The following is a 22,515-nucleotide window of genomic DNA, read 5'->3' as shown; positions in this document are numbered from 1 at the left end:
ATTTTTGTTAGATGATTGATGATTTCGGTTGCATATAAATCTGATTACGACCATTGGCTTTTGCACGATAGAGAGCTACGTCCGCTGCTTGGAGCAGACGAGTGAAATAAGGATAAAAAGGTGCTGGTTGATAATGTAAGCCGATACTCACGCTGATCGTCAAGGTAGAACCATCTTCTAGTTGGAAACTGGCCTGTTCTACAGCATTTCTGATGCGTTCAGCAATCTGTACGCTTTGTGCGGCACTGACGTTGGTGAGTAGAATGGCAAATTCTTCTCCTCCCAAACGCCCAAAGAGATCTTCTTCACGCAGGCTGTTTTTCACGATTGTGGAGAACTTTTTGAGAACCATATCTCCCACATGGTGGCCGTACTGATCATTAATATTTTTAAAAAAATCCAGGTCCATCAATAAAATGCTGATACTGCGTGGGCGAACGATTGGGCTGTATAAAATACGGTCAGCTTCTTCGAGGAAATAACGGCGGGTCATGGCTTGAGTTAAACTGTCATGGTTCGCCAGATAAAGTACCTGTTTATATAGTGCTTTACGGTTGGCACGGTAATCCCCCCTAAAAATAATAGGATCTAAAAGTAGAATTTTCTCTTAAAGTGTAGGCAGGAGATTCTGCATGAAAACATCTAAATTTACTGACAGTCAGATCATGTCCATCTTGAAACAGGCTGAATCTGGCACACCTGTGGCGACCCTTTGCCGTGAACACGGCATGAGTAATGCCACCTTTTATAAATGGCGTGCAAAATATGGGGGTATGGATACATCATTGATGGCTCGACTCAAAGAACTGGAAGCAGAAAATACCAGACTTAAAAAGATGTATGCTGAGGAACGCTTAAAGGCAGAGATCATTCAGGAAGCGATGGCAAAAAAGTGGTGAGGCCATCTTGCCGGCGTAAGATGGCACAACAGGCAGTTGCCCAGCATGCCATTAGTATTCGTTTGGCTTGTAAAGCATTTGGCATTAGTGAAACCTGCTACCGCTATCAAGCCAAACTCAGCGATGACAATGCACTCATTGCTGAACAGCTCATTGAACTCACTGAGGAAAATTCCGATTGGGGCTTTGGTTTGTGCTTCTCGTATTTACGGCATGTTGAGAGTTGCTGCTGGAATCACAAGCGGGTTTACCGCATTTATTGTGAGTTAGCACTGAATCTGCGTATTAAACCGAGAAGAAGACTAAAACGGCATGCGCCTGAACCATTGAAAGAACCAATCCGAGAAAATCAGGTCTGGTCACTGGATTTTATGCATGATCAGCTTTCCGATGGTCGCAAGTTTCGATTATTGAATGTGATTGATGATTACCGCCGCGAAGGCCTAGCCATTGAAGCAGGGTTCTCATTGCCCACAATCAGGGTTATTCGTACGTTGAATCAATTGCTGGAGTGGAGAGAAAAACCGTTAGTGATCCGATGCGATAATGGCCCCGAATTTATCAGTCACGAATTTGTGCGCTGGGCTACTGAGCACGGTATTCGTATTGAATATATTCAACCTGGAAAGCCACAGCAGAATGCGTATATTGAACGCTATAATCGGACCATACGTTATAGTTGGCTGAGCAAACACTTATTTGATACTTTGGATGAAGTACAAGATTATGCAACTAGCTGGTTATGGCATTACAATCATGAAAGACCACACCAAGCAAACAAAGGAAAGCCTCCTCTAATGGCTGCTTAACCTCTACTTTTAACTTCGGTTATTTATGGGAGGATTACCGCACTTAATATACTTAGTGTCAGGGGGCCTAGCGCCAGCATACATAGCCCGACTCGGATTGAGATACTATGGGTCAGATAGAGTTCCGCAGACTGACTTAAATAGTGAAGATTGGCGCTGTAATATAAGGTCATGCAGACTAGACAATTGATCAGTGCCACAAAAAAGATCGGATAAGTTAATGCTGACCAAATTAAAGCAGCTGAAGGGAATAAGAGGGCTCCAGTTCCGAAATATACGTTGGCGAAAAAAAGTGAAACGATCACACCAAGAAAGGGGAATAGAGTCATCCAGTCCCAAGTTATACGCCGTTGATCATGCCAATAACGCTGAAAAAGTTCTTTGTTAGGTAATGCGAGCACAACGGGTAGGAAGGTGATCATATTGATCATTTCTGCACTCCACCACATGGCGAAATCTAGCCACAATTGATGCCCGGGCAAAAAAGTATTTTCTAGATGCGGGATGGTCAAAATGGCAAAGGCTGAACCCATCATGCTGCCGACCAGCACACTGAGTACAATCAGATAAAGATCCTGAACACCTTGCTGATAACGCTGATAACGCTGATAATTCAGTTTAAGTAAGTCAATCAGCGTAAGTGAAACGGAGACGGTAATCAAATTGGCAATCGTCATATAGACGTTAATTTCGATACCGCCATTCAATCCGATATTAGCAGTAAGGAAGCCAATAAAAGCCCCTAACCAGCCAGAAACACTGCGTAGATGTGGGAAACGTAAAAGAATCCCGAGTAATACGGCATTGGCCGGCCAGAAATAGGAGAGTAAATCGAATGGACGAGATAAAATACCCAAAGCGCTAAAGAAAAACATCAGGCTGGCGACAATCAACAATATGCGAAGATGTTGGCCTGTACGTAACAATGCTTTTTGGGTTAAATCAATCAAATGAACTTCCTATCCCGATTTAAATGTGATTTACGACGTAAAAATATTTATTTATGTAGTGAAATATCACATTCTTCAAGAGTACTAAAATTTAGCAAAATTGAAAATGATTAAATTTTAATAACGAGTAAACCTCTGAGTTGTTATTGAAGTGTTGCAATCTAAAGATGCCGAACCCACAACATTTGCATAAAAACCTAGCGAAACGATTGTTATATATCGTTATAGATGAACGATTTTATATCAGAATATGCTAAGTTAAAGAGCAAGAGTTTACGGCACAAAAGACTTATGAAAAGAATATTTTTGGCAACTTTTTTATTTTTAACGATGAGCGGCATTGCGGTTGCAGAAAATAATAATGTGCAGGGGGAAGCCACGGCTCAAGAAGAAAATAATAGTCCGATCCGCATTGTTTCACGACCAGAAATCTTAGGTTTGTGGGGTATGGAGATTCCACAGAATAAAGCCTGTGTTGAGTATTATAATTTCCGTGGCAACAATGAGGTGGTGATCCGGAGTGGACAGGAGTGGTCCTCAGGTCTATACGATTATCAACCACCACAAGATTCCAAAGAACAGTTACCGGCTTTGGTCTTGCAGATCAAGTATGACAATAACTCACTTGATTGCTCTGGTCGTCAGGAAGACCAGACTGGAGAGGTTTCCCAGTATTTTGTTCAGTGGACCAGTCCACGAACGATTCACTTTTGTAACAATGAAAAAGCGGAACAATGTTTTGCCACTTTGCATCGCATATTGCCCTAATCCCTCAATTTAAAAAACAGATCCAATAAAAAAACCTCTTAACATGGTAAGAGGTTTTTTTATTCTAGCCCGAATTAGCTTTTCGCTTCTTCTTGCTGACCTTCAAGCTGCTTTAACAAGTGCTTTTCAAGGTAATGAATATCCATTGCTTGTTCACAGAAACTTTCATCTTTTAAGATGAGGTCCTTGTGCAATGGAATATTGGTTTTTACACCTGTTAGGATCATCTCATCTAAAGCCTGACGCATACGTGCAAATGATGTTGCGCGGTCTTTACCATGCGCAATCAGTTTGGCAATCATCGAGTCGTAATACGGTGGAATGCTATAACCTGGATAGATATGAGAATCTAAGCGGATGCCTGCACCACCTGGCGCATAGAAGTTCTCGATTTTGCCTGGTGATGGCATGAACGTGGTTGGATCTTCAGCATTGATACGACATTCTATGGCATGACCACGGACTTCGATATCTTCTTGTTGCAGTTCAAGACCCAAACCTGCAGCAATGCGTAGCTGTTGTTCAATGATGTCAACACCCGTCACCATTTCAGTTACTGGATGCTCAACCTGAACACGGGTGTTCATTTCAATGAAGAAGAATTCACCATCTTCAAACAGGAATTCGAATGTACCCGCACCGCGATATTGCATCAATTTACACGCATTCACGCAGGCTTCAAGAATCTCGGCACGTGCTTCTTCTGGTAAACCTGGAGCAGGTGCTTCTTCCAATACTTTTTGATGGCGGCGCTGTAAAGAACAGTCACGGTCATACAGGTGGATGGCATGGCCTTCACCATCTGCCAAAACCTGAACTTCGACGTGACGTGGTTTTTGCAGGAAACGTTCCATGTAGACAGTATCATCACCGAACCACATTTCAGCATCACGCTGTGCAGCCTGAACCGATTCAAGCAGGGTATCGACACGTTCAACGATACGCATACCACGACCACCACCACCTGAAGCGGCTTTTACGATCAATGGGAAACCAATCAGTTTGGCTTCCTCAAGTGCATTGTGAATGGTCACAGCATGGTCACAGCCTGGTACGGTTGGTACACCGGCTTTCTTCATGGCAATAATGGCAGAAACCTTGTTGCCCATCAGACGGATGTGTTCTGGACGTGGACCAATGAAAATTAGCCCTGAGCTTTCTACGATTTCTGCAAATTCTGCATTTTCAGAGAGGAAGCCATAACCTGGATGGATGGCATCTGCACCTGTAATTTCTGCTGCGGTGATCAGTGCTGGAATGTTGAGATAACTTTCACTGGTCGCACCCGGACCGATACAGACCGCTTCATCAACAAAGCGTAAGTGCATCAGGTCTTTATCCGCATCGGAATAAACACCAACAGTTTTAATTCCTAAAGTTTTGCAAGCACGGGCGATGCGTAGAGCAATCTCACCACGGTTTGCAATTAAAACTTTTTGCAACATATGAATCCCCGAGGTCTTAAGCGCGATAGCGGAAAAGTGGTTGACCGAATTGGATGACTTCGCCGTTTTTCACAAGGATTTCTTCAATCACGCCGCTTTGAGTTGCTTCGATCGGGTTCATGATTTTCATCGCTTCGATAATACCTAGAGTATCACCCGCTGTTACCGTTTGACCTACTTTAACGAATGGTGCTTCACCTGGGCTTGGTGCTGCATAGAACACACCAACCATTGGAGAAGGTTCAACCGCACCACGTGGTGCTTTTGCCGCTGCAGGTGCTGCTGCAGGCGCTGCTGCTGCCACAGGCGCTGCTGCTGCATAAACTGGTGCTGGGCGAGCGATTGCGATAGATTGGTCGCCTTCTTTCACTTCAATCGATTGCAAGTCAGATTCAATCATCAAATCGATGAGCTTCTTGATTTTACGGATATCCATGGGGCAGTGTTCCTAAATTATGATTGAGTAGTAAGTGATTGAATTTTTTCGATGGCATAATCGAGCGCAAAACGATAACCTTTTGCACCGAGACCACAAATTACACCAACCGCTTTATCAGAAAGATAAGAGTGATGGCGGAATGCTTCACGTGCATGTACATTGGACAGATGCACTTCAATAAACGGGATGGCAACGCCAAGCAAGGCATCGCGAACAGCCACTGAGGTATGAGTCAGCGCGGCAGGATTGATAATGATAAATTCGATGCCTTCTTGTGAGGCTTGATGAATACGGTCGACAATTGCCCCTTCCCAGTTACTTTGGAAGGTATCGAGCTGAATGGCGGCGTTGTGGGCTTGGGCGATGAGCTGTTGATTAATGTCATCAAGTGTCAGTGATCCATAGACTTCTGGTTCGCGCTTTCCTAGCAAATTCAAATTTGGTCCATGAATAACCAAAATCGTCGAACTCATTTAGTTTGCTCCAAGTTAAAAATGCAAATCTTCTCTGTAAAATGTCTACAAAGTTTGCTTAATTCGACATAAAATTTCGCAATTTTTTTTTAATTGGTTTAAATTTTCACAAAAACAGCATGTCGATTCAGGGCTATATATTGTGAATTTTGTGCAGAAATGACAATGTTAAAAAATGACAAAATTTTGCAAGATTAAAGTTTTTAGCAGATCAGTTGGATCAGATCAAAAGGGTTAATTGCTGATGAATCGTCTATAAGAGGAAGATCAGGTTGCCTAGAGAACAGCATAAAAACTCAGCGTGAGTTGTTCAAAAAATATCGTATATTGTAATGCACCACACTTCATAAATAGACAATACAATCCCGCTACTCAAGAAATTAACCTCTTTATCAGAGGGAAGGTTAAAGGTCCTCAGTTTAATCGTAATCATGTTTGTCTATTTAGTATTACTTTTTTAATTTTAATTAAAATTAATAAAAACAATAGATTATAGTTTATTGGGTTGGATGCTCGGCTGTTAATTTCAATGGGATTTAAATCTATTCAGGTACAGTTGGATTTTATTGGGATGAGTGTAGCTGTACAGTCTATAGCCGTTTTTATCAGCTGAAAAATCAGGCTGCTGCAATTTAGACCTTCCTGATTTTCCACTCTTTTAGATCATATTCTTAGATTGCTTTAAATCATAGTTTGGAGTGGCCATTTTGCTCAAATTACGCGTATAAATTTGACGAATATCTGACTGTGATCTTAATTCAAGATGAGAGCGTATCGAAACTGGGCTTTATGTCTCTTGGAAAGAAATTGTTGGAAATATGCCGTTGACAGAAAATTACGTGTCTATTCCAATGAAATGTAGAGAAATATCAGTGACTAAGCCTAAAATCAGGTGCTTCACCTGGCGGCTTTTTTGTTGACGCTCCATGAGCAGCTATGCAATAGTTAAACTGTATGAGGTGCCTTTTGTAGATCAGTGAATCTTGTGTATGAAAGAATATGCAGTTGCATCATCATAATAAACAATAACGATGAACTTTAACGACGGGTGAGATCTTATGGGCATGGTTGAAATCGAATTGAAATTTCAGATTCCTGAAGCTTCCCGTGAAGCAGTTCATCAGGCTGTGGTCAAAAAGCAGGCCCAGTCTATTCATCTGCAAGCCAAATATTACGATACCCCTGATCGTAAAATGGCAGAGGCTGAGATGGCGCTACGTATGCGTAAAGAAGGAGCAGATTGGGTACAAACCTTTAAGGCTGCAGGCCGTAATCATCTACAGCGTTTTGAGCATGAAGTGACTCTAAGCCCAGAACAGGCATTGGCTCCCGAGCTGGATGTTCAACGTCATACGGATGCAAGTGTGGAAGCACGTCAGTTACTCGATCAGGCTTTGGGTGAGTCCGTAGATGCTTTGAAATTGCAATTTGAAACGGATGTCGAGCGTCTATATTATCTCGCCCACTATCAGGGCGCTGAAATTGAAGTATGTCTGGATTGTGGAGAAGTCCGTGCAGGAAATGCCCGTGACGAGATTTATGAAATTGAATTTGAACTGAAAAAAGGTTCAGTGAAAAGCCTGCTTGCCTTTGCTTCTGGTTGGGTGAAGCGTTACAAGCTTTGGCTAGATGTTAGAAGTAAAGCTGAACGAGGAGATTTGCTGGCACATGGCTTGCAGGTCAGTCCTGCTGTTCAGGCTTCTGCACCGACATTAAATAAAAAGGACAGTCCTGAAACTGCCTTAAAAAAAATGGTTAATAGCTGTCTGGCGCAAATATTACCCAATGCTGCTGCTGTTGCGGGCGGGGTTGGACGGGCAGAGCATTTACATCAAACCCGTATCGGGATTCGCCGTTTACGCAGTGCATTAAGAGTGTTTGGTCATTGGTCAGAGGAAGTTGCGCCCGGGTGGGAACCTATACTGGCTGAACTGTTTAATCAGTTAGGAGGGATACGTGATCGTGATGCCTTGGCTGAAAGCCTGTTTCCGCGATTGCATACAGCAGGAGCACCTTTGGTATCTCTATCCAACGGATTGCCTGACGATCAAGCAGGTAAAGCCTTACGATCGCCTGAATATGTGCGCCTATTATTAATTCTAATGACGTTTGCCAATACGCCGTGTAAGGATTCTGCTGATACGAAATCTAATACGTCCTTAATGGAACAAGCCGAAAAGAGCATTAAGCGTTTGCATCGCCAATTGGTTGAAGATGCAGCAGGATTCCGTCATTTTCAAGATGAACAGCGTCACCGTACCCGTAAGCGCCTTAAACGTCTACGCTATTGTGTTGAGTTTGTTGCGCCTTTATATCCGAAGAAGGCCATACAAAAGTATTTAAGCCACATCCGTCCTGCGCTAGATGCATTAGGAGAATTTAATGATCTGGTTGTGGCCGAGCAATTATTCCGCACAGAAGCAGAGAAAGATCAGCGTGCCTGGTTTGCCGTGGGCTGGATCGTCGCGCAACGAACTCTCATTTTACAAGACTGTGCCAATGCACTGGAACAGTTACCTCAAGCACCAAAATTTTGGTCTTAACCCTCTTTCATGTGCATGCTCATGGTGCGTAGCCATAGATCATGCTGCTTTTCGAGGCTGAAAAAATACTGAGAATTTGGTCATTGAGTTGAATTTAGCGTTAATTTGTTCTTTTACTGCGTTTTTTTAAATTAAACAGAAGCTTGGCACGCAGATTGCATCCATTTAATTATGGTCAGGAAAGGCCAAGTAATCTGCTGTTGCATGTACATGACTGATACAGAGATGACTACACAGCAATCCGTGTAGCAGCTTTGTAAAACTGGGTCAGTAGGCTTTAGCAGAAACAATAAGGTAAATTAAAACGATAAAAGAACTAAAAAGAATAAAGTAATGAGGTCCTTTCAGCGAAGCGAGCTTCTGAACGAAGCTCGCTTTTTTATATTTATAAACAGTTTGCCGGTTTAGGGACACCTGCCAAACGGCTTAAATGCCGTGCCACAAGACCCGTATTAAATTTTTGTTGTAATAGCGCATTATTAATTTCTGGACTCACTGTTTTCATTAAAAACTTGATCAGGGGACGTGTCGCCGGAGAGTGGCCAAACTGTTGATAAAATTGTCGTACGGCCAGCAAAATTTGAAAATGCCAATCGGTTAATTCCAGATCCAGTGTTTTTGCCAACTCCTGAGCAACTTGCTCATTCCAGATCGTGTAATCTACCAAATGACCATCTTGATCTAATTGTAAATTCATAAAATAGCCTAAGTAATTATTTCAAAGTAATGCAGCGTGTAAACTGCAATACCAATGCTGCAAACTGATTCTGATCTAATACCTGAATATGTTCAGGAAGGTTCTTTACTAAGATTTCAGCATCGGTGGCTAAAATTGAAACAGGCAAGTCATGCAGGCGTGTATCTTCAACGAATAACACCGCTTCACCCATTAATAAGATCTGGTCGCCTGGACCATAGATTTGTCGAACGCGATCAAGCATTAATGGAGTATCGGCAAAACGACTTTGCAGTAAAAACAAACTTGCTTCAGACATGATATATCCTGTTTTACCAATAGAGGACGTGGTCAAAAGATTGGATCAAATTTGCATTGAGTTCGACGAACTCGATTTCTTGTTCAGCCATAGTCACGAAGGGGTGCTGCTGATGCTTTTTTTCTACCCAAATTGGTGTTAAATCATAAAACTCGAAACTATCGACCATATTTGAAGCCACTTTAAAAGCGTGCTTTAAACGGTCAAATGCAAGATCAGATTTCAATAAGCTTAAGGCTGCATCAAGTAGCAGGATTTTCACTTCACAACCAAAGGTGGCCAGAACCATACTAGCGGAGAGACTTTCATTCACCTGTAGGCTGGTCAGGTTGGCCTGAGTAAGAATGACAAGAACAGTTTTCATAAGAGCCGCCTTCTGCAAGCGATAACATATTTAAAAATGAGAAATGGATGTTTTTAAAATTGAACCACACGTGTGGCGGTCTGAGTTGCATCGGCTAGCTCACCCAAACCGACCAGTTCAAATCCATCGGCCAGATTGTGGTGCTGGAGCTGGTGACGCAGAGCATTGTCCTGATCGGTAATACCACGTGCAAGCGCGGCACTGACACAGACCGGTAAGCGAATATCGAGACTTTGCCATGCTTGAGTCAGATTGCGCTGGTCGTCAGGCACCCATTGCAATTGGTTTGCCACTGTGACGCCATCTTGATAAAAGAAAACACGAAAATCCTCATTTTTATTCTTTAGCGCTTGCGCTAGACTGAAAGCATGCCAAGCATGTATCGAAGTGGGAGCAGCGGTAATTAACAGTAAGGTACTCATTGAAAATTCACTTGAGAGATGTGCCGGTGGAATGAAGTAAACATTCAGACTTTATAACAAGAAGGTAGTATACAATGATTTTAGTGACTGGTGGTTTAGGCTTTATCGGCTCACACGTGGCTTTAAGCTTGATGGCTCAAGGGTACGAAGTTGTATTGGTCGATAATTTATCAAATGCTAATTTACAGACACTGGAACGCTTAGAATATATTTCTGGCATGTATGTTCCTTTTGTCAAAGTGGATCTACGTAATACGCCTGCCTTAAATAAAGTTTTTGAACAGTATTCTATCGAGGCGGTTATACATACTGCTGGTTTTAAATCCCTGCATGAATCCAGTCTAAAACCACTCGAATATTATAATGACAATGTCAGTTGTATCATGAGCTTGTTACGTGCCATGCAGCGTACGGGCGTTCGTACCTTGGTACATCTTTCTAGTCTGGCGGTTTATGGCAAGTCTTCACTCAATTTAGAAGAATATGAACCGTTTGATTACACCTATCCAAATCCGTATGTCCGATCGCAACAAATGATCGAAACCATCATTCAGGATACCTTCAAAACAGATAATGAATGGAAAATTGCCATCTTGCGTCTGAGTAATGTGGTCGGTGCATTTGAACACGGTATTTTGGGCGAAAATATTCCCCCCTTACCCAAAAATATTGTGCCTTTAGCACTGCAGGTCGCTGCCATGCAACGAGATGCTCTCGAACTACAACATCAGGCGCAGACCAAGGATCATACAGTAGAACGTAGTTTTATCCATGTATTAGATGTCGCGGATGCCATTAGCGCAAGTTTGCTCTGGTTACAAACACAATATAATGTCTGTGAAGCATTTAATATTTGTCGTGATGAGATAACATCAATTCAACAATTGTTGAAAGTGATTGAACAGCAAACCCAATCTCCAATTAAAACTTTAATTGCACCCGATAAACACCAGGAGTTCGACCAGTTGGGTGGCACTACTGGCAAAGCCCATACGGTTTTACATTGGAAACCTCAGCGTAGCTTGCAGCAAATGATTGATGATGAATGGCGTTTTTATCAAAATGTTTTACAAGGGCGTTAGTAGCTCCAAAGCATGGATTAAAACAGTCACGCCACCAATCATTATAAAAATAATCATGAGAAACCCACCCGGACAATATTAATAATGAAGAGAGGTTATGAACATGCAAACTCGAATTGAACATGACACGATGGGTGAAGTGGCTGTCCCAAGTGAGGCTTTATGGGGAGCTCAAACCCAACGTAGTCTGCAAAATTTCAAAATTGGTCAGGAACGCTTACCGCGTGCCATGATCCGTGCCATGGGGCTGGTCAAGAAAGCGGCCGCCTTAACCAATGCTGAGTTGGGGCAAATTACACAGGATATTTCAGGTTATATTGTTGAGGCCGCGGATGAGGTGATTGAAGGGCAGTGGGATGCACAATTCCCGTTAGTGGTTTGGCAAACGGGTTCTGGTACGCAAAGCAATATGAACTGTAACGAAGTGATTGCAAATATTGCCAACCAGAAATTAGGTCATCCCTTGGGGGCTCAGCATCCAGTTCATCCTAATGATCATGTAAACCGAGCCCAGTCCACCAATGACTCATTTCCGACAGCAATTCATGTCGCTGCCTGTTTACAAATGAATGAACTGCTTATTCCTGCGGTAGAAAGATTACGCGATACTCTGCAGGCCAAATCAGAGCAGTTTCAGGGAATTGTCAAAATCGGTCGAACCCATTTACAGGATGCAACGCCGTTAACCTTGGGACAAGAATTTAGTGGTTATGTGTCACAACTTGATCATGGATTAAAACGTCTCCATCAAGCCTTGACCGGACTCTACGAGTTGCCATTGGGTGGAACAGCCGTTGGCACAGGCCTTAATGCGCATCCTCAATATGCAGATCGAGCTGCCCAATGTCTGGCTGAGCTGACAGGACTGCCTTTTGTCACTGCGCCGAATAAATTTGAAGCTTTGGCCGGACGTGATGCGGCGGTTTTTGCCTCGGGGGCATTAAAAACCTTGGCTGCGAGTTTAAATAAAATAGCTAATGATGTGCGCTGGCTGGCCAGTGGCCCACGCTGTGGTTTGGGAGAGTTGTATATCCCTGAAAATGAACCAGGTTCAAGCATCATGCCTGGTAAGGTTAATCCGACACAAAGTGAAGCGATGACCATGGTGGTTGCTCAGGTGATGGGCAATGATACAACGATCAATATCGCCGGAGCTTCAGGTAATTTTGAGCTGAATGTGTTTATGCCAGTGATCGCCTATAACTTGTTGCAATCCATTCAACTTTTGGGAGATGCCTGCAATAGCTTTAATGAACATTGTGCGGTGGGCATTCAACCGCATCGTGAGAAGATCGACCACTTCCTGCATAATTCCTTGATGTTAGTGACTGCACTCAATCCGGTAATTGGATACGAAAATGCCGCTAAAGTTGCCAAAACGGCCTATAGAGAAGGTAAAACTCTCAAAGAGGTTGCTGTGGCATTAGAGCTAGTAACGCCAGAGCAATTTGATGAAGTTGTACGTCCTGAAAAAATGGTTGCTCCCAATACGAAATAAACAGTAAATGATCGGAATCATCATCAGTGGTTTTTATCTCCGGGATAAATGCGTACAATACAGGCAGAAACTAACTGCTGATGATGTACTATGCTCGATATTTATTTAACGGATGTTCAGAAACAAGTTCAATTTAAGGATTATCCGGGTGAGCATCCTGTTAAATTTATCCTGAATTTTAAGAAGATTTTTCCGAGTGTTATGGAGCTGCTGCTTCCGGTCTTGCCGCAGGATGAAAATCTGGAACAGATGACCTGGGAATCAACCCGTGAAGATTTTGAATGTTTCAAATTACTGCTGAGTGGGTGGGGAGTAATTGAGTTACGTTTGAATGCATTGAAACAATATAAGGACAAAGAATTCGCTGATCAGTTGGTAAAGCGTGCCCAACTTAAACGTAAAGAGCTGACTCAGACGCAACCGCAATTAACAACGTTACAGCTGGATTACCTATTTATGCACGAAATTCATGCATTAATCGATGCTGAGTTGGTTGAATTGGGCGAAAAATTCTATTTACCGACTTTACGTGATCTCTGGAAAGGTCAACTTAGCGAACAAGTGCTTCTGAGCAAATTCTAATAACCGCAGGAAAATGTCAGTCAAAGTGGCTGACATTTTTATTGTCTAAAAATAGCCTAAGCATAAGTTGATTTTTAAATAAAAATAATCTCACATTCAAAAACTTATCAAATTTTATACAAAATCAACGTCCTAATCAGCTAAAGTAACAAAGAAAACCAAATGAATTAAGTTTTGACTTTTTATTTAGTTTTACTTGTCAATAAAATTTACTGTTAACAAATTTTTCGGGTAAATATCAAAGGAAGTATAAAAATGTCGAACCAATTTTTAGAAATAATTGAAAAACGCCGTAGCATTTATGCGATTGGTAAGCATGTAAAACAAACTCCAGAACAATTAACTGAATTTATTCAAAATACAATCAAACTCAGCCCATCGGCCTTTAATTCACAATCCTCACGTGCGGTCATTCTGTTTAATAACCAACATCAAAAGTTTTGGGATATCGTCAAAGATGCACTTAAAGCATTTGCCAAAGATGAGGAGGCGGCTGCAAAAACCAGTGCAAAAATTGACAGCTTTGCTGCGGGTTTCGGTACAGTCTTGTTTTTTGAAGATCAGGACGTCGTGAAAAGCATGCAACAGCAGTTCCCACTGTATGCCGATAATTTCCCGGTCTGGTCTGAACATTCTACGGGGATTGCCCAATTTGCGACGTGGACGGCCTTAAGTACAATCGGGATAGGTGCTTCTTTGCAGCACTATAATCCATTGGTTGATGAAAAAGTACAAGCCACATGGAATGTGCCAGCGAACTGGAAATTACGTGCGCAATTGGTCTTTGGTTCAATTGAAGCACCAGCAGGGGAAAAGAGTTTTATGGATGATGCGGAACGTTTTAAAGTTTTCCAATAAGTTGTCAAAATTATTCTACGCAGCCCAAAAAGCTCATTAACTTAAAAGAAGGTTTGATGAGCTTTTTAATGATTAAACACATTTATTATGACCGTTCTAGTGGGATGAAACACGAGTGTATTTACCATGTAGAACATAATAAAAGCCGACACAAAGCAGCGCCATCACGCCAGAGGCTAAATATAATTGGCTATAGCTGATGAAATTTAACAATTTACCAAGTATAAATGGGCCAAAACCTAATCCGGCATCCAGAAAAATAAAGAAGGTTGACGTGGCTAAACCCATACGTTGTAATGAGGTACTTTTCACGGCAATCGTCTGACAGACGGATTGAATATTACCAAAGCCGAGGCCTAACAACCCTGCACAGAACAATAACATCCACGCCTGCTGTACCTGACTCAGTAATAACAAAGCGACAGAAAAAATCAGCAAGGCAGGGTACATCACTACATTTTCACCACGACGGTCGACCAGCTTACCTGTCAATGGTCGGGAAAGTAAAATCGCAATGGCATACATCAAAAAGAAGATCGATGCAGCTTCTTCAAGCTTGAGGCTCTGTGCATAAAAATGAATAAAAGACAGTACACCTGAATAACAGGTTGCAGTGATGAGAAGAATCCAGGCAATCGGTAAAGCTTTCGGCTCTAGAAACTGGGCAAACCATGGCTGCTTTTCAGTCTTTAGAGATGATATTGTTTTTTGATTGGCATGTATATAAGGTGCCAATTTGATCAATACACCACAGGCCAAGCAGTTAAAAGCCAGCATACTGGATAAGCCGAAAATCACGGAATAAGACACATGTAGGCTCATCCAAATGGCTAGAAATGGACCGATAGCTGTTCCTAAGGTACTACTCATACTGTAATAACCGATTCCTTCTCCACGTCGTGCAGCAGGAATGGTTTGTGCGATTAAGGTGCCTAAAATGGTTGAAGCAATGCCCATCGTAAAGCCATGCAGCATGCGTACAGCCAGCAGGAACGTGACACCTGCATGAATAAAATAGAGACCTGAACTCAGCAGGAATCCCACTAAGCCCAACAGCAGTGTCGTTCTATAGCCCAAATACTGTAAGAATTGTGCAATCAATAAACGTCCGAGCAGTGTACCAATAATAAACAGGCCTGAAATTAAACCTGCTTGTGCAGTGGATGCTCCCAGCTCATGTACGGCATATCCTACAATTACAACCACCAGAAAATAAAAAATGAGGACCAGTTGGAAATTGATCGCACTGATCAAAAGAAAATTTCGTGACCATAAAGTGGGAGAAGAGGAGGTGACAGTCATGGGTTATCCGCCTTGAAGGATAATAAGGCTTGGATCAGAATTTCAAAACTTGCTTTGCTGTTTTCCACTTGCTGAGTGGTTAAATGTGTTAACAGCGAGTTTTCTAGCTGTTGAATCGAGACGGAGCAGGTCGTATAGAGCACCTCGCCGTGATCTGAAAGTCTCAGCTTTTTTTCACGCCTGTCTTTAGCTTCTTGTAAGCTCACCAAACCCAACTGTTGCAGGGTATGAATACGTTTGGCGATTGAGGGTTTGGAAACATTTAAATAATGTGCAATTTCAATCGAGGTGCAGTCTGGATGTCGAGAAATGACATACATCACTTGCCATAGCGAATAATTAAGCTGATGAGGCTGCAAAATGAGATTAATTTCATCGCTGAATAAACGGGCGCTACGTAATAATAAAGCCCGGAAAGTCGGTTCAGTAAAGATCATTTTTTTAGATGGTTAACTAGGGTAACTAATTTTAAATAGCATAGCTCAAAATTCAGCCCCGTGTAAAGGCGCAGTGTTTTATGAGTAAAAATAGCCTAAGCAAACTAAAAAGTAATTTAAAATAAAATCAAAAAACAACTTAAAAATCTAATAGCAAGAATAAAAATGAGCTGGCAAAATGTTGGAATACAAAGAAACAAACCAAAAACAAGGATATCAATATGTCACTGATTGATGTAGGCGGCAAAATACGTCCTGGAGAAGAACTCGATATTTTAGCAGTCGAGCAGTGGCTAAAAACACAAGGCGTTGATTTGCAGGGTGAGGCTATTGTCACCCAATACTCTGGAGGGAAATCCAACTGGACCTACCGCCTACGATACGAAAATATTGATTTGGTGTTACGACGTCCTCCCAAAGGACATAAACTCAATAGGGCACATGATGTCGTGCGTGAATTCCAGATCCAGAAAAACCTTGCCGATTTTTACCCGGTTGTACCGGAAATGATTGCCGTATGTCAGGATCACAGCGTCATTGGTTGTGATTTCTACATTATGAAGCGGATTAAAGGCATCATTCTGCGTAGTAAGTTACCACCGGAGTTAAACTTTTCTGAAAAACAGGTCCATCAGCTTTGCGTGAACATGTTGGACAAGCTTATTCAGTTGCACCAGGTTCCTTATCAGGGTACAGCTTTAGAAAACTTTGGTGATGGCCAAAATTATTGCCGAAACCAGTTAGAAGCTTGGGATCGCCGTTACACCAAAGCCCGTACCTTAAATGTACCTTCTTTTAAATTTGTCCGTAAATGGCTATTTGAAAACTTACCTCAGCAATCTACCACTTGCCTGATCCATAATGATTGGCGTTTTGATAATCTGATCTTAGATCCACAACAACCGACAGAAATTATTGGAGTCTTGGACTGGGAAATGGCCACCTTAGGCGATCCACTCATGGAATTGGGTACAGCACTTGCGTATTGGGTAGAGCCGACGGATAACATGATTTTTAAATCGACGCGGCGTCAGCCCACTCATATGGCCGGGATGTTTAATCGTAAACAGGTGGTTGAGTACTATCTGGAAAAAACCGGTTTATCCCCTGAAAACTGGACCTTCTATGAAGTTTTTGGTCTGTTCCGTTTAGCCGTAGTGACCCAGCAGATTTACTATCGTTATTTCCATAAACATAGTGCTAATCCAGCAGTTAAAAACTTCTGGATGGTGGTGCAGGCTTTACATGTACGCGCGTTAAAACTCATCGCACAACATAAATTAAAAGACCATGAACTAGCGCAGCGCTATAAGCAAAAACTACAAGGTATTTTAAAACCATGACCACAATTTATTTGGTACGCCATGGCCAGGCTTCATTTGGTGCAGAGAGTTATGATCAACTTTCTCCCAATGGAGAATTACAGGCCAAGTTATTGGGTCAGTACTTCAACCAGATTTTAAAAGAAACACCGTTTGTAATTTCAGGAGGCATGCAACGTCACCAGCAGACGGCGCAAATAGCATTGGAAGAATGCTTCCCTGAAGCTGAAATTCAGATTCGACCAGAATGGAACGAATTTAACCATGAGCAAGTTTTTGCTCGCTATGAACCGCGTTTCCAGCAACCTGAATTGCTTAAAGCTGATGTCGCACAAACCATGAACCCACGCGATTATCTGGCCAAAATTTTTGAAGGAGCGATTCAACGCTGGACGGGAGGTTCGCATCATCATGAATATGATGAATCTTGGCCTCATTTCAAGCATCGAGTGGAAAATGCACTTCAACAACTCTGTACGACGCTGCAACAGAACAAACCTCGTTATGCGGTCGTTTTCACTTCAGGAGGCGTGATTTCCGTTGCGACCGGAAGTATTCTGGGCTTAAGTCCTGAAAAAACCTTTGCATTAAACTGGGCAATTACCAACACCAGCATCACCACCCTGCGTTTGGTGAGCGATCAACCGCAATTACTCAGTTTAAATGAGCACCATTTTATCAAGGCTACCCAACCTGAGTTACTGACCTGGCTGTAAACATTAAAATACCGAGTTTGTTCAAGCTGTATGCCTGTTTGTACGAGGCTTAACAATTTGACAAGTGGCATGTTGAAAAAAGGCGATAAACTCATTTGAATTGTTGTTTAAGGATTTAAAATGTCTGAGTTGGTGATTGAAACCCATCCTTTAGCGCCTTTCTTGCCCGCGAATGCCCGTTTGTTGATGCTGGGGAGTTTTCCACCTCCCGCTGAACGCTGGAAAATGCCATTTTATTATCCTAATTTCCAGAATGATATGTGGCGGATTTTTGGTCTGGTTTTTTTTGACAATAAAGACCATTTTCTTGATCTCTCGCATAAAAAATTCCGTGAAGCGTTGATTCGAGATTTTTTGTCTGAAAAAGGAATTGCGATTTTTGATACTGCGTATCAGATTAAACGTTTGAAGGGCAATGCAGCCGATCAGTTTTTGCAGGTTGTAACACCGACCAATATCAAAAATTTACTGCAGCAGATTCCAGATTGCCACGCACTCATGACCACAGGTGATAAAGCAACCGATACGCTCATGCAACAATTGCCGGAAGACACTATCAAACCCATGATTGGTCAGCCAAGTACAGCATTTTACGCCGACCGTGAGTTGCAATTGTTCCGTATGCCATCCTCATCACGAGCTTATCCACTGGCGCTAGAAAAAAAGGCACAAAGCTACGCCGATTTTTTCCAGGAAATCAATTTGCTATAACGACAAGTTAACCTTCATTTTCAAAGTCTCATAAATTGAGCCGCATTTATTACTCAGTGAATATGCAGCATGTGGAAGAAATCTTTTTATGAACTCGAAGCCTGTACAGAATCCATGTGTTGTTGCGGATGAATCAGCCTAGTCAATAAAAGTAGGCTTGAATGATGAAAGAAGCCTGTCTAATCCTTTAATAATCATTCAATCGATGACTAGGGATTGCTTAATCTGATTTAAGTTCCAAAAGCTAATTTAGAAAATCATTTTCCAAAAAATCTAATCAGAACTTCCAGCTATTTTGCAAGTTATCCAGACCAGAAAGGGATTTTTCAAAGTAAATAGGTACTGAAATCAACAAAGTGTAAGAGAAGTCACAGATGAGAGTTTTAATTACATCATCCACTCAAAAGGTAGATAGCTCACCAGAATCATGATCCAGCGCTGGAAAGCTGTCATTTCGGGTTCCTGTTGATGAATCTTAACCTGACCATCTGGTTTTTGCTCCAGCCAGATCAGTTCACCTTGTTCATTCAGTTTCACCTGATAGGCAATTTTAGGCAATTGATGATCCAGATTTTGACTAATCTGCTTTTGTAATTCATCTGATTCAACGACTAAACCAACTTCGGTGTTTAAATGCGCCGACCGCGGATCAAAATTAAAGGAACCAATAAATACCTTACCATCTACATCAAAAAACTTGGCATGCAGGCTGGAGCTGTTCTTGTTTTTAGCTGGAATGACATGACCCGTGGCGATTTCATACCAGCTGCGTTTATTTCTTTTCAGCACATGTTTGAACTCATAGAGTTCAACGCCATTTTTAAGCAGTTCAATTCGGTATTGCTGGTAATAAGCATGAACGACAGCAACATCATTGGCCATAAATGAATTGGTCAGTACGCGAATTTTGACACCACTCTTGGCGAACTGGCTTAAATATTGTGTGCCGAATTCAGTGGGTACAAAATATGCGGAAACCAGCTCCATATGCTGTGCTGGAAAGCCCATCAACTCAATCATCTGATGGTAGATCAGCTGTTGATCCTGCGCCTGACCACGTATTTTTTCGGGTGAGTCAGCCACAAAATGGGCTTTGGCCCAACGTAAATTCTGACTTTTCAGTCTTACCGCTAAGCGTTTTTCGGCTTTTTTGAGCTGCTCATTGGTGGCATGAGGCTTTTCTAATAAGGAGGTATATTCAGCACGCAGTTTTTCAATTGCCATCGAATCATCCATTTCCAGCCATTGTTGCACTGAATAACTCAGGGGATCATTCCAGAACTCGCGAAAGACCTGATTGGCCGTATGCACTGCTGTGCCATAAAACAGAATATCCATATCGGCAAACTGGAAATCATAACTTGCATCAAAATATTCACTGCTGATATTACGCCCACCCGTTACCGCAATAGCCCCATCGGCAATAATCAGCTTGTTATGCATACGGCGATTGGCATGTTCAAACCGGAACAGATAATCATAAGCCCGGAAACGGCGGCCCATATATGGATTAAACAGTTTGATTTGAAAATTTGGATGCTGTGCCAGTGCCCTCAAAACATGATCAAGTTGAGTTTCATTCTGATCATCCAGTAACAGCCGGATTTTTACCCCGCGATCCGCGGCCTTTAACAGTTCTGCCAGCATCAACTGACCAATAAAGTCATTTTTCCAGATGTAATATTGTAAATCGATATGTTGTTTGGCGTGCCGGATCAAATAAATCCGTGAAGCAATACTTAAAAAAGCATCGTCGAGCGAGGTATAAGCCGTCAGTTGTCGAGTGAGATATTCATCTACATGCGGTGAATCCAGCCAATGATCCGCCAATACAGCTATTGGAGGCTCAGGTTGTGCCTGATTCTCAGGTAATGAACATCCCCACAGGCTTAAAGCAGTCATCGACATAAATAAACAATACACCTGTTTTTTATTGGTCATTTTAAGTTGTTTTCATGCTGATCTAGCGATTTTCTCTAAAGATAACATGAGCCTGTACTTGAGCGATTGTAATGTTTGGTAATGCACTTAAGATGAAAAATAGCATTTTAAAGAGTTTTTAAAATACATTTTGCAAAATATATTTAAGATGTGATGAATTCTGCTTTTATCCCAGCAAAATGAATCTCTGCCTAATAAGACGCTGCTTAGGTGAAAGATCTTGATTCTGAACGGCCACTTATTTGCGAGTTACGCCGTGATTGGGAGGTGAAAAAATGGGAAGATTTCATACGAAATCGACTTGAATGGGATAAAAAATGGATTTTTATATCCATGTATCTTGTCAAAGCCGCATACTCGTCGTATTTTAGAAAACTGAATTTAACTAAATCATTGAACTCAAGATGCGCAAGCAACCTGTAATGTCACACGCTTATTTTTATTTTTGGCAGTTTAGATGATTGCCTGAGCGTGTTCGGGCAAAGAAAAGGTTGCCCATCTTGAGTCTAGAAAACCTGATCGGCAACCCGGTCAGGTTTTTTTAATGTCTAGCGTTTAAGTAAAATACGAGGAATCTGTAATGAACAAGTTATCTTATTCATATTTTAGCAATTTTTATGGTTTTAACTGGATGACCAAGACCACACCAAATAGACCCAAGACGATTAAATAAATATGCGGACGACCTGAAACGTCCGAAGGAAACTTTCATGAATGCTGTAAATTCTGCGCTTATCTCTCCATCCAACACCGAAGTACTGCTTAGTACGCCGCATCAACTGAAACAACAATATCCGTTATCAGCCACTCTGGCCGAACAAATTGCACAGCACCGCCAGACGATCCAGAATATTCTGGGCGGAAAAGATTCACGCCTACTGGTGATTACCGGACCATGTTCCATTCATGATCCTGAAGCTGTGCTGGAATACGCTGAAAAATTAAAACAATTACAAACTGAACTTAATGACCAGATTTTTTTCGTGATGCGTGCCTATATTGAAAAACCACGAACCACGATTGGTTGGAAAGGATTTTTGTATGATCCTCATCTGGATGGCTCATCTGATTTGCAACATGGGTTACAGCAGTCTCGTCAACTGTATTTACAATTCATTGAAATGGGTTTGCCGATAGCCAGCGAAATTTTAAGTCCATTGGCGACAGGCTATTTTGATGACTTGTTGGCTTGGGGCGCAATCGGGGCGCGAACCAGTGAATCTCAAATCCACCGTGAGATCTCCAGCCATATGCCGTATAGCATTGGCTTTAAGAATGGTACAGATGGTTCAATCCAGATCGCTTTGGATGCCATTCAATCCGCACAAAATGCCCATCAATTTTTAGGTATGAGCCAACAAGGTTTGCCGAGTGTTTTACACAGCAATGGAAATCCTCTACCACACTTGATTTTACGTGGCTCCAATACCGGACCAAATTATCAATGCGGTGAAATTGAGAAAATGAGAAGTCAATGCAAAACACAACTTCCAGCGTTAGTGATTGACTGTTCCCACGGAAACAGTGCCAAGAATCCATTATTGCAACCTGAAGTATTGCGCACGATTATTGCGGAACGTGAACAAACCCATGTCCGCGGAGTGATGCTGGAAAGTCATTTGGTCGATGGCCAGCAGAAAATTTCATCTGATATGCAATATGGGCAATCGGTAACCGATGGCTGTTTGGGGTGGGAAAAAACCGAACAGTTATTGACTGATATTGCTGTACACATGCGTCAGCAATGTTTTGAGCCATTGGCTTGAGCTTAATTTTTCATCATCTGAATAGCGTGTTAGGCGCTATTTAGATGATTTTTATGTAAATCGAATCACAGAAAAATAATAAAATGATTTTCATTTAATAAAATCTCTAAAATATGTTGTTGTTTTATCGTTGTTTTTTTGTAGTAATTTTTTTAACACCCACATAAAATTAATTTTTTAGCTGGAATAAAAA

Annotated in this window: 23 protein-coding genes; 11 read left to right on the top strand and 12 right to left on the bottom strand. The window is 41.8% G+C overall.

Going from position 1 to position 22,515, the window contains the following annotated elements; genetic code table 11:
• Positions 1–7 precede the first annotated feature (7 nt).
• A complete protein-coding gene (locus PGW99_RS06160) occupies positions 8–523 on the bottom strand; it encodes a GGDEF domain-containing protein (protein ID WP_443098218.1) in 516 nt (171 codons plus the stop codon).
• 109 nt (positions 524–632) lie between these two features.
• Between PGW99_RS06160 and PGW99_RS06155 the strand changes: the two genes are divergently transcribed.
• A protein-coding gene (locus PGW99_RS06155) for an IS3 family transposase (RefSeq protein ID WP_273779367.1) occupies positions 633–1,708 on the top strand; the annotation gives its coding sequence in 2 pieces (ribosomal slippage) (positions 633–885 and positions 885–1,708; 1,077 coding nt in all).
• Positions 1,709–1,731: 23 nt separating this feature from the next.
• Here PGW99_RS06155 and PGW99_RS06150 read toward each other — a convergent pair.
• A complete protein-coding gene (locus PGW99_RS06150) occupies positions 1,732–2,658 on the bottom strand; it encodes a hypothetical protein (protein ID WP_273779366.1) in 927 nt (308 codons plus the stop codon).
• A gap of 291 nt (positions 2,659–2,949) precedes the next feature.
• On the opposite strand from PGW99_RS06150, the gene PGW99_RS06145 reads away from it, so the two are divergent.
• A complete protein-coding gene (locus PGW99_RS06145) occupies positions 2,950–3,426 on the top strand; it encodes a hypothetical protein (protein WP_273779365.1) in 477 nt (158 codons plus the stop codon).
• A gap of 74 nt (positions 3,427–3,500) precedes the next feature.
• Here the strand turns inward: PGW99_RS06145 and accC are convergent, their stop codons facing one another.
• From accC to aroQ, 3 genes are read right to left on the bottom strand one after another with little or no spacing between them, the layout of a single operon-like run.
• Complete coding sequence (accC, locus tag PGW99_RS06140) at positions 3,501–4,871, bottom strand: acetyl-CoA carboxylase biotin carboxylase subunit (RefSeq protein ID WP_273779364.1); 1,371 nt, start codon at positions 4,869–4,871, stop codon at positions 3,501–3,503.
• Positions 4,872–4,887: 16 nt separating this feature from the next.
• A complete protein-coding gene (accB, locus tag PGW99_RS06135) occupies positions 4,888–5,307 on the bottom strand; it encodes an acetyl-CoA carboxylase biotin carboxyl carrier protein (protein ID WP_273779363.1) in 420 nt (139 codons plus the stop codon).
• 17 nt (positions 5,308–5,324) lie between these two features.
• Positions 5,325–5,783, bottom strand: coding sequence for a type II 3-dehydroquinate dehydratase (aroQ, locus tag PGW99_RS06130; RefSeq protein ID WP_273779362.1), 459 nt, complete (start codon positions 5,781–5,783; stop codon positions 5,325–5,327).
• 1,058 nt (positions 5,784–6,841) lie between these two features.
• Between aroQ and PGW99_RS06125 the strand changes: the two genes are divergently transcribed.
• Positions 6,842–8,326 (top strand): CYTH and CHAD domain-containing protein, encoded by a 1,485-nt coding sequence (locus tag PGW99_RS06125; RefSeq protein WP_273779361.1) that lies wholly within the window; start codon positions 6,842–6,844, stop codon positions 8,324–8,326.
• Between the two features lie 385 nt (positions 8,327–8,711).
• Here the strand turns inward: PGW99_RS06125 and PGW99_RS06120 are convergent, their stop codons facing one another.
• Genes PGW99_RS06120 through tusD form a run of 4 tightly spaced genes read right to left on the bottom strand, consistent with a single transcriptional unit; the run spans position 8,712 to position 10,107 of the window.
• On the bottom strand, positions 8,712–9,023 hold the full coding sequence (locus tag PGW99_RS06120) for a TusE/DsrC/DsvC family sulfur relay protein (RefSeq protein WP_273779359.1): 312 nt from the start codon (positions 9,021–9,023) through the stop codon (positions 8,712–8,714).
• Between the two features lie 16 nt (positions 9,024–9,039).
• Positions 9,040–9,321 carry a hypothetical protein gene (locus PGW99_RS06115; RefSeq protein WP_273779358.1) on the bottom strand — a complete coding sequence of 94 codons (282 nt, stop codon included), beginning with the start codon at positions 9,319–9,321 and terminating at the stop codon, positions 9,040–9,042.
• A gap of 13 nt (positions 9,322–9,334) precedes the next feature.
• On the bottom strand, positions 9,335–9,685 hold the full coding sequence (locus PGW99_RS06110; RefSeq protein WP_273779356.1) for a hypothetical protein: 351 nt from the start codon (positions 9,683–9,685) through the stop codon (positions 9,335–9,337).
• A 53-nt stretch (positions 9,686–9,738) separates the two neighbouring features.
• A complete protein-coding gene (gene tusD, locus PGW99_RS06105; RefSeq protein WP_273779354.1) occupies positions 9,739–10,107 on the bottom strand; it encodes a sulfurtransferase complex subunit TusD in 369 nt (122 codons plus the stop codon).
• A gap of 74 nt (positions 10,108–10,181) precedes the next feature.
• Here tusD and PGW99_RS06100 point away from each other — a divergent pair, with 74 nt between their 5' ends.
• The 4 genes from PGW99_RS06100 (at position 10,182) to PGW99_RS06085 (ending at position 14,127) form a co-directional block, all read left to right on the top strand.
• Positions 10,182–11,189 (top strand): SDR family NAD(P)-dependent oxidoreductase, encoded by a 1,008-nt coding sequence (locus PGW99_RS06100; RefSeq protein ID WP_273779353.1) that lies wholly within the window; start codon positions 10,182–10,184, stop codon positions 11,187–11,189.
• Between the two features lie 103 nt (positions 11,190–11,292).
• Positions 11,293–12,687 carry a class II fumarate hydratase gene (gene fumC, locus PGW99_RS06095; protein ID WP_273779352.1) on the top strand — a complete coding sequence of 465 codons (1,395 nt, stop codon included), beginning with the start codon at positions 11,293–11,295 and terminating at the stop codon, positions 12,685–12,687.
• A gap of 90 nt (positions 12,688–12,777) precedes the next feature.
• Positions 12,778–13,269, top strand: coding sequence for a hypothetical protein (locus PGW99_RS06090; RefSeq protein ID WP_273779351.1), 492 nt, complete (start codon positions 12,778–12,780; stop codon positions 13,267–13,269).
• 255 nt (positions 13,270–13,524) lie between these two features.
• Positions 13,525–14,127, top strand: coding sequence for a nitroreductase family protein (locus tag PGW99_RS06085; protein ID WP_273779350.1), 603 nt, complete (start codon positions 13,525–13,527; stop codon positions 14,125–14,127).
• Between the two features lie 96 nt (positions 14,128–14,223).
• Here the strand turns inward: PGW99_RS06085 and PGW99_RS06080 are convergent, their stop codons facing one another.
• Together PGW99_RS06080 and PGW99_RS06075 are read right to left on the bottom strand one after the other, a co-directional pair.
• Positions 14,224–15,429, bottom strand: a complete 1,206-nt coding sequence (locus PGW99_RS06080; protein ID WP_273779349.1) for an MFS transporter — start codon at positions 15,427–15,429, stop codon at positions 14,224–14,226.
• Positions 15,426–15,866: a MarR family winged helix-turn-helix transcriptional regulator gene (locus PGW99_RS06075; RefSeq protein ID WP_273779346.1), complete on the bottom strand. Its 441-nt coding sequence runs from the start codon at positions 15,864–15,866 to the stop codon at positions 15,426–15,428. Before PGW99_RS06075 ends, PGW99_RS06080 begins: the two co-directional genes overlap by 4 nt.
• Before the next feature lie 221 nt (positions 15,867–16,087).
• On the opposite strand from PGW99_RS06075, the gene PGW99_RS06070 reads away from it, so the two are divergent.
• The 3 genes from PGW99_RS06070 to PGW99_RS06060 all read left to right on the top strand — a co-directional run bounded on the left by PGW99_RS06070 (position 16,088) and on the right by PGW99_RS06060 (position 18,615).
• Positions 16,088–17,209, top strand: coding sequence for a phosphotransferase family protein (locus PGW99_RS06070; RefSeq protein ID WP_273779344.1), 1,122 nt, complete (start codon positions 16,088–16,090; stop codon positions 17,207–17,209).
• Positions 17,206–17,904: a histidine phosphatase family protein gene (locus PGW99_RS06065; RefSeq protein ID WP_273779343.1), complete on the top strand. Its 699-nt coding sequence runs from the start codon at positions 17,206–17,208 to the stop codon at positions 17,902–17,904. Before PGW99_RS06070 ends, PGW99_RS06065 begins: the two co-directional genes overlap by 4 nt.
• Positions 17,905–18,024: 120 nt before the next feature.
• Positions 18,025–18,615: a uracil-DNA glycosylase family protein gene (locus PGW99_RS06060; RefSeq protein WP_273779340.1), complete on the top strand. Its 591-nt coding sequence runs from the start codon at positions 18,025–18,027 to the stop codon at positions 18,613–18,615.
• Between the two features lie 387 nt (positions 18,616–19,002).
• On the opposite strand, the gene PGW99_RS06055 is transcribed toward PGW99_RS06060, so the two are convergent.
• A complete protein-coding gene (locus PGW99_RS06055) occupies positions 19,003–20,556 on the bottom strand; it encodes a phospholipase D family protein (RefSeq protein ID WP_273779338.1) in 1,554 nt (517 codons plus the stop codon).
• 710 nt (positions 20,557–21,266) lie between these two features.
• Here PGW99_RS06055 and PGW99_RS06050 point away from each other — a divergent pair.
• Complete coding sequence (locus PGW99_RS06050) at positions 21,267–22,322, top strand: 3-deoxy-7-phosphoheptulonate synthase (RefSeq protein WP_273779337.1); 1,056 nt, start codon at positions 21,267–21,269, stop codon at positions 22,320–22,322.
• Positions 22,323–22,515: the final 193 nt, after the last annotated feature.

The sequence above is a fragment of the Acinetobacter sp. GSS19 genome, from assembly GCF_028621895.1.
Classification (GTDB): domain Bacteria; phylum Pseudomonadota; class Gammaproteobacteria; order Pseudomonadales; family Moraxellaceae; genus Acinetobacter.
This window is presented reverse-complemented; position numbering and strand designations above follow the sequence as displayed.

What these genes read in the sequence shown, in the direction of transcription:
- PGW99_RS06090 (WP_273779351.1), top strand. Translation starts at nt 12,778, where the DNA reads ATGCTCGATATTTATTTAACGGATGTTCAGAAACAAGTTCAATTTAAG.
- PGW99_RS06075 (WP_273779346.1), bottom strand. Translation starts at nt 15,866, where the DNA reads ATGATCTTTACTGAACCGACTTTCCGGGCTTTATTATTACGTAGCGCC.
- PGW99_RS06110 (WP_273779356.1), bottom strand. Translation starts at nt 9,685, where the DNA reads ATGAAAACTGTTCTTGTCATTCTTACTCAGGCCAACCTGACCAGCCTA.
- PGW99_RS06145 (WP_273779365.1), top strand. Translation starts at nt 2,950, where the DNA reads ATGAAAAGAATATTTTTGGCAACTTTTTTATTTTTAACGATGAGCGGC.
- aroQ (WP_273779362.1), bottom strand. Translation starts at nt 5,783, where the DNA reads ATGAGTTCGACGATTTTGGTTATTCATGGACCAAATTTGAATTTGCTA.
- tusD (WP_273779354.1), bottom strand. Translation starts at nt 10,107, where the DNA reads ATGAGTACCTTACTGTTAATTACCGCTGCTCCCACTTCGATACATGCT.
- PGW99_RS06070 (WP_273779344.1), top strand. Translation starts at nt 16,088, where the DNA reads ATGTCACTGATTGATGTAGGCGGCAAAATACGTCCTGGAGAAGAACTC.
- PGW99_RS06085 (WP_273779350.1), top strand. Translation starts at nt 13,525, where the DNA reads ATGTCGAACCAATTTTTAGAAATAATTGAAAAACGCCGTAGCATTTAT.
- PGW99_RS06050 (WP_273779337.1), top strand. Translation starts at nt 21,267, where the DNA reads ATGAATGCTGTAAATTCTGCGCTTATCTCTCCATCCAACACCGAAGTA.
- PGW99_RS06060 (WP_273779340.1), top strand. Translation starts at nt 18,025, where the DNA reads ATGTCTGAGTTGGTGATTGAAACCCATCCTTTAGCGCCTTTCTTGCCC.
- PGW99_RS06055 (WP_273779338.1), bottom strand. Translation starts at nt 20,556, where the DNA reads ATGACCAATAAAAAACAGGTGTATTGTTTATTTATGTCGATGACTGCT.
- PGW99_RS06125 (WP_273779361.1), top strand. Translation starts at nt 6,842, where the DNA reads ATGGGCATGGTTGAAATCGAATTGAAATTTCAGATTCCTGAAGCTTCC.
- PGW99_RS06115 (WP_273779358.1), bottom strand. Translation starts at nt 9,321, where the DNA reads ATGTCTGAAGCAAGTTTGTTTTTACTGCAAAGTCGTTTTGCCGATACT.
- PGW99_RS06065 (WP_273779343.1), top strand. Translation starts at nt 17,206, where the DNA reads ATGACCACAATTTATTTGGTACGCCATGGCCAGGCTTCATTTGGTGCA.
- fumC (WP_273779352.1), top strand. Translation starts at nt 11,293, where the DNA reads ATGCAAACTCGAATTGAACATGACACGATGGGTGAAGTGGCTGTCCCA.
- accB (WP_273779363.1), bottom strand. Translation starts at nt 5,307, where the DNA reads ATGGATATCCGTAAAATCAAGAAGCTCATCGATTTGATGATTGAATCT.
- PGW99_RS06100 (WP_273779353.1), top strand. Translation starts at nt 10,182, where the DNA reads ATGATTTTAGTGACTGGTGGTTTAGGCTTTATCGGCTCACACGTGGCT.
- PGW99_RS06080 (WP_273779349.1), bottom strand. Translation starts at nt 15,429, where the DNA reads ATGACTGTCACCTCCTCTTCTCCCACTTTATGGTCACGAAATTTTCTT.
- PGW99_RS06120 (WP_273779359.1), bottom strand. Translation starts at nt 9,023, where the DNA reads ATGAATTTACAATTAGATCAAGATGGTCATTTGGTAGATTACACGATC.
- accC (WP_273779364.1), bottom strand. Translation starts at nt 4,871, where the DNA reads ATGTTGCAAAAAGTTTTAATTGCAAACCGTGGTGAGATTGCTCTACGC.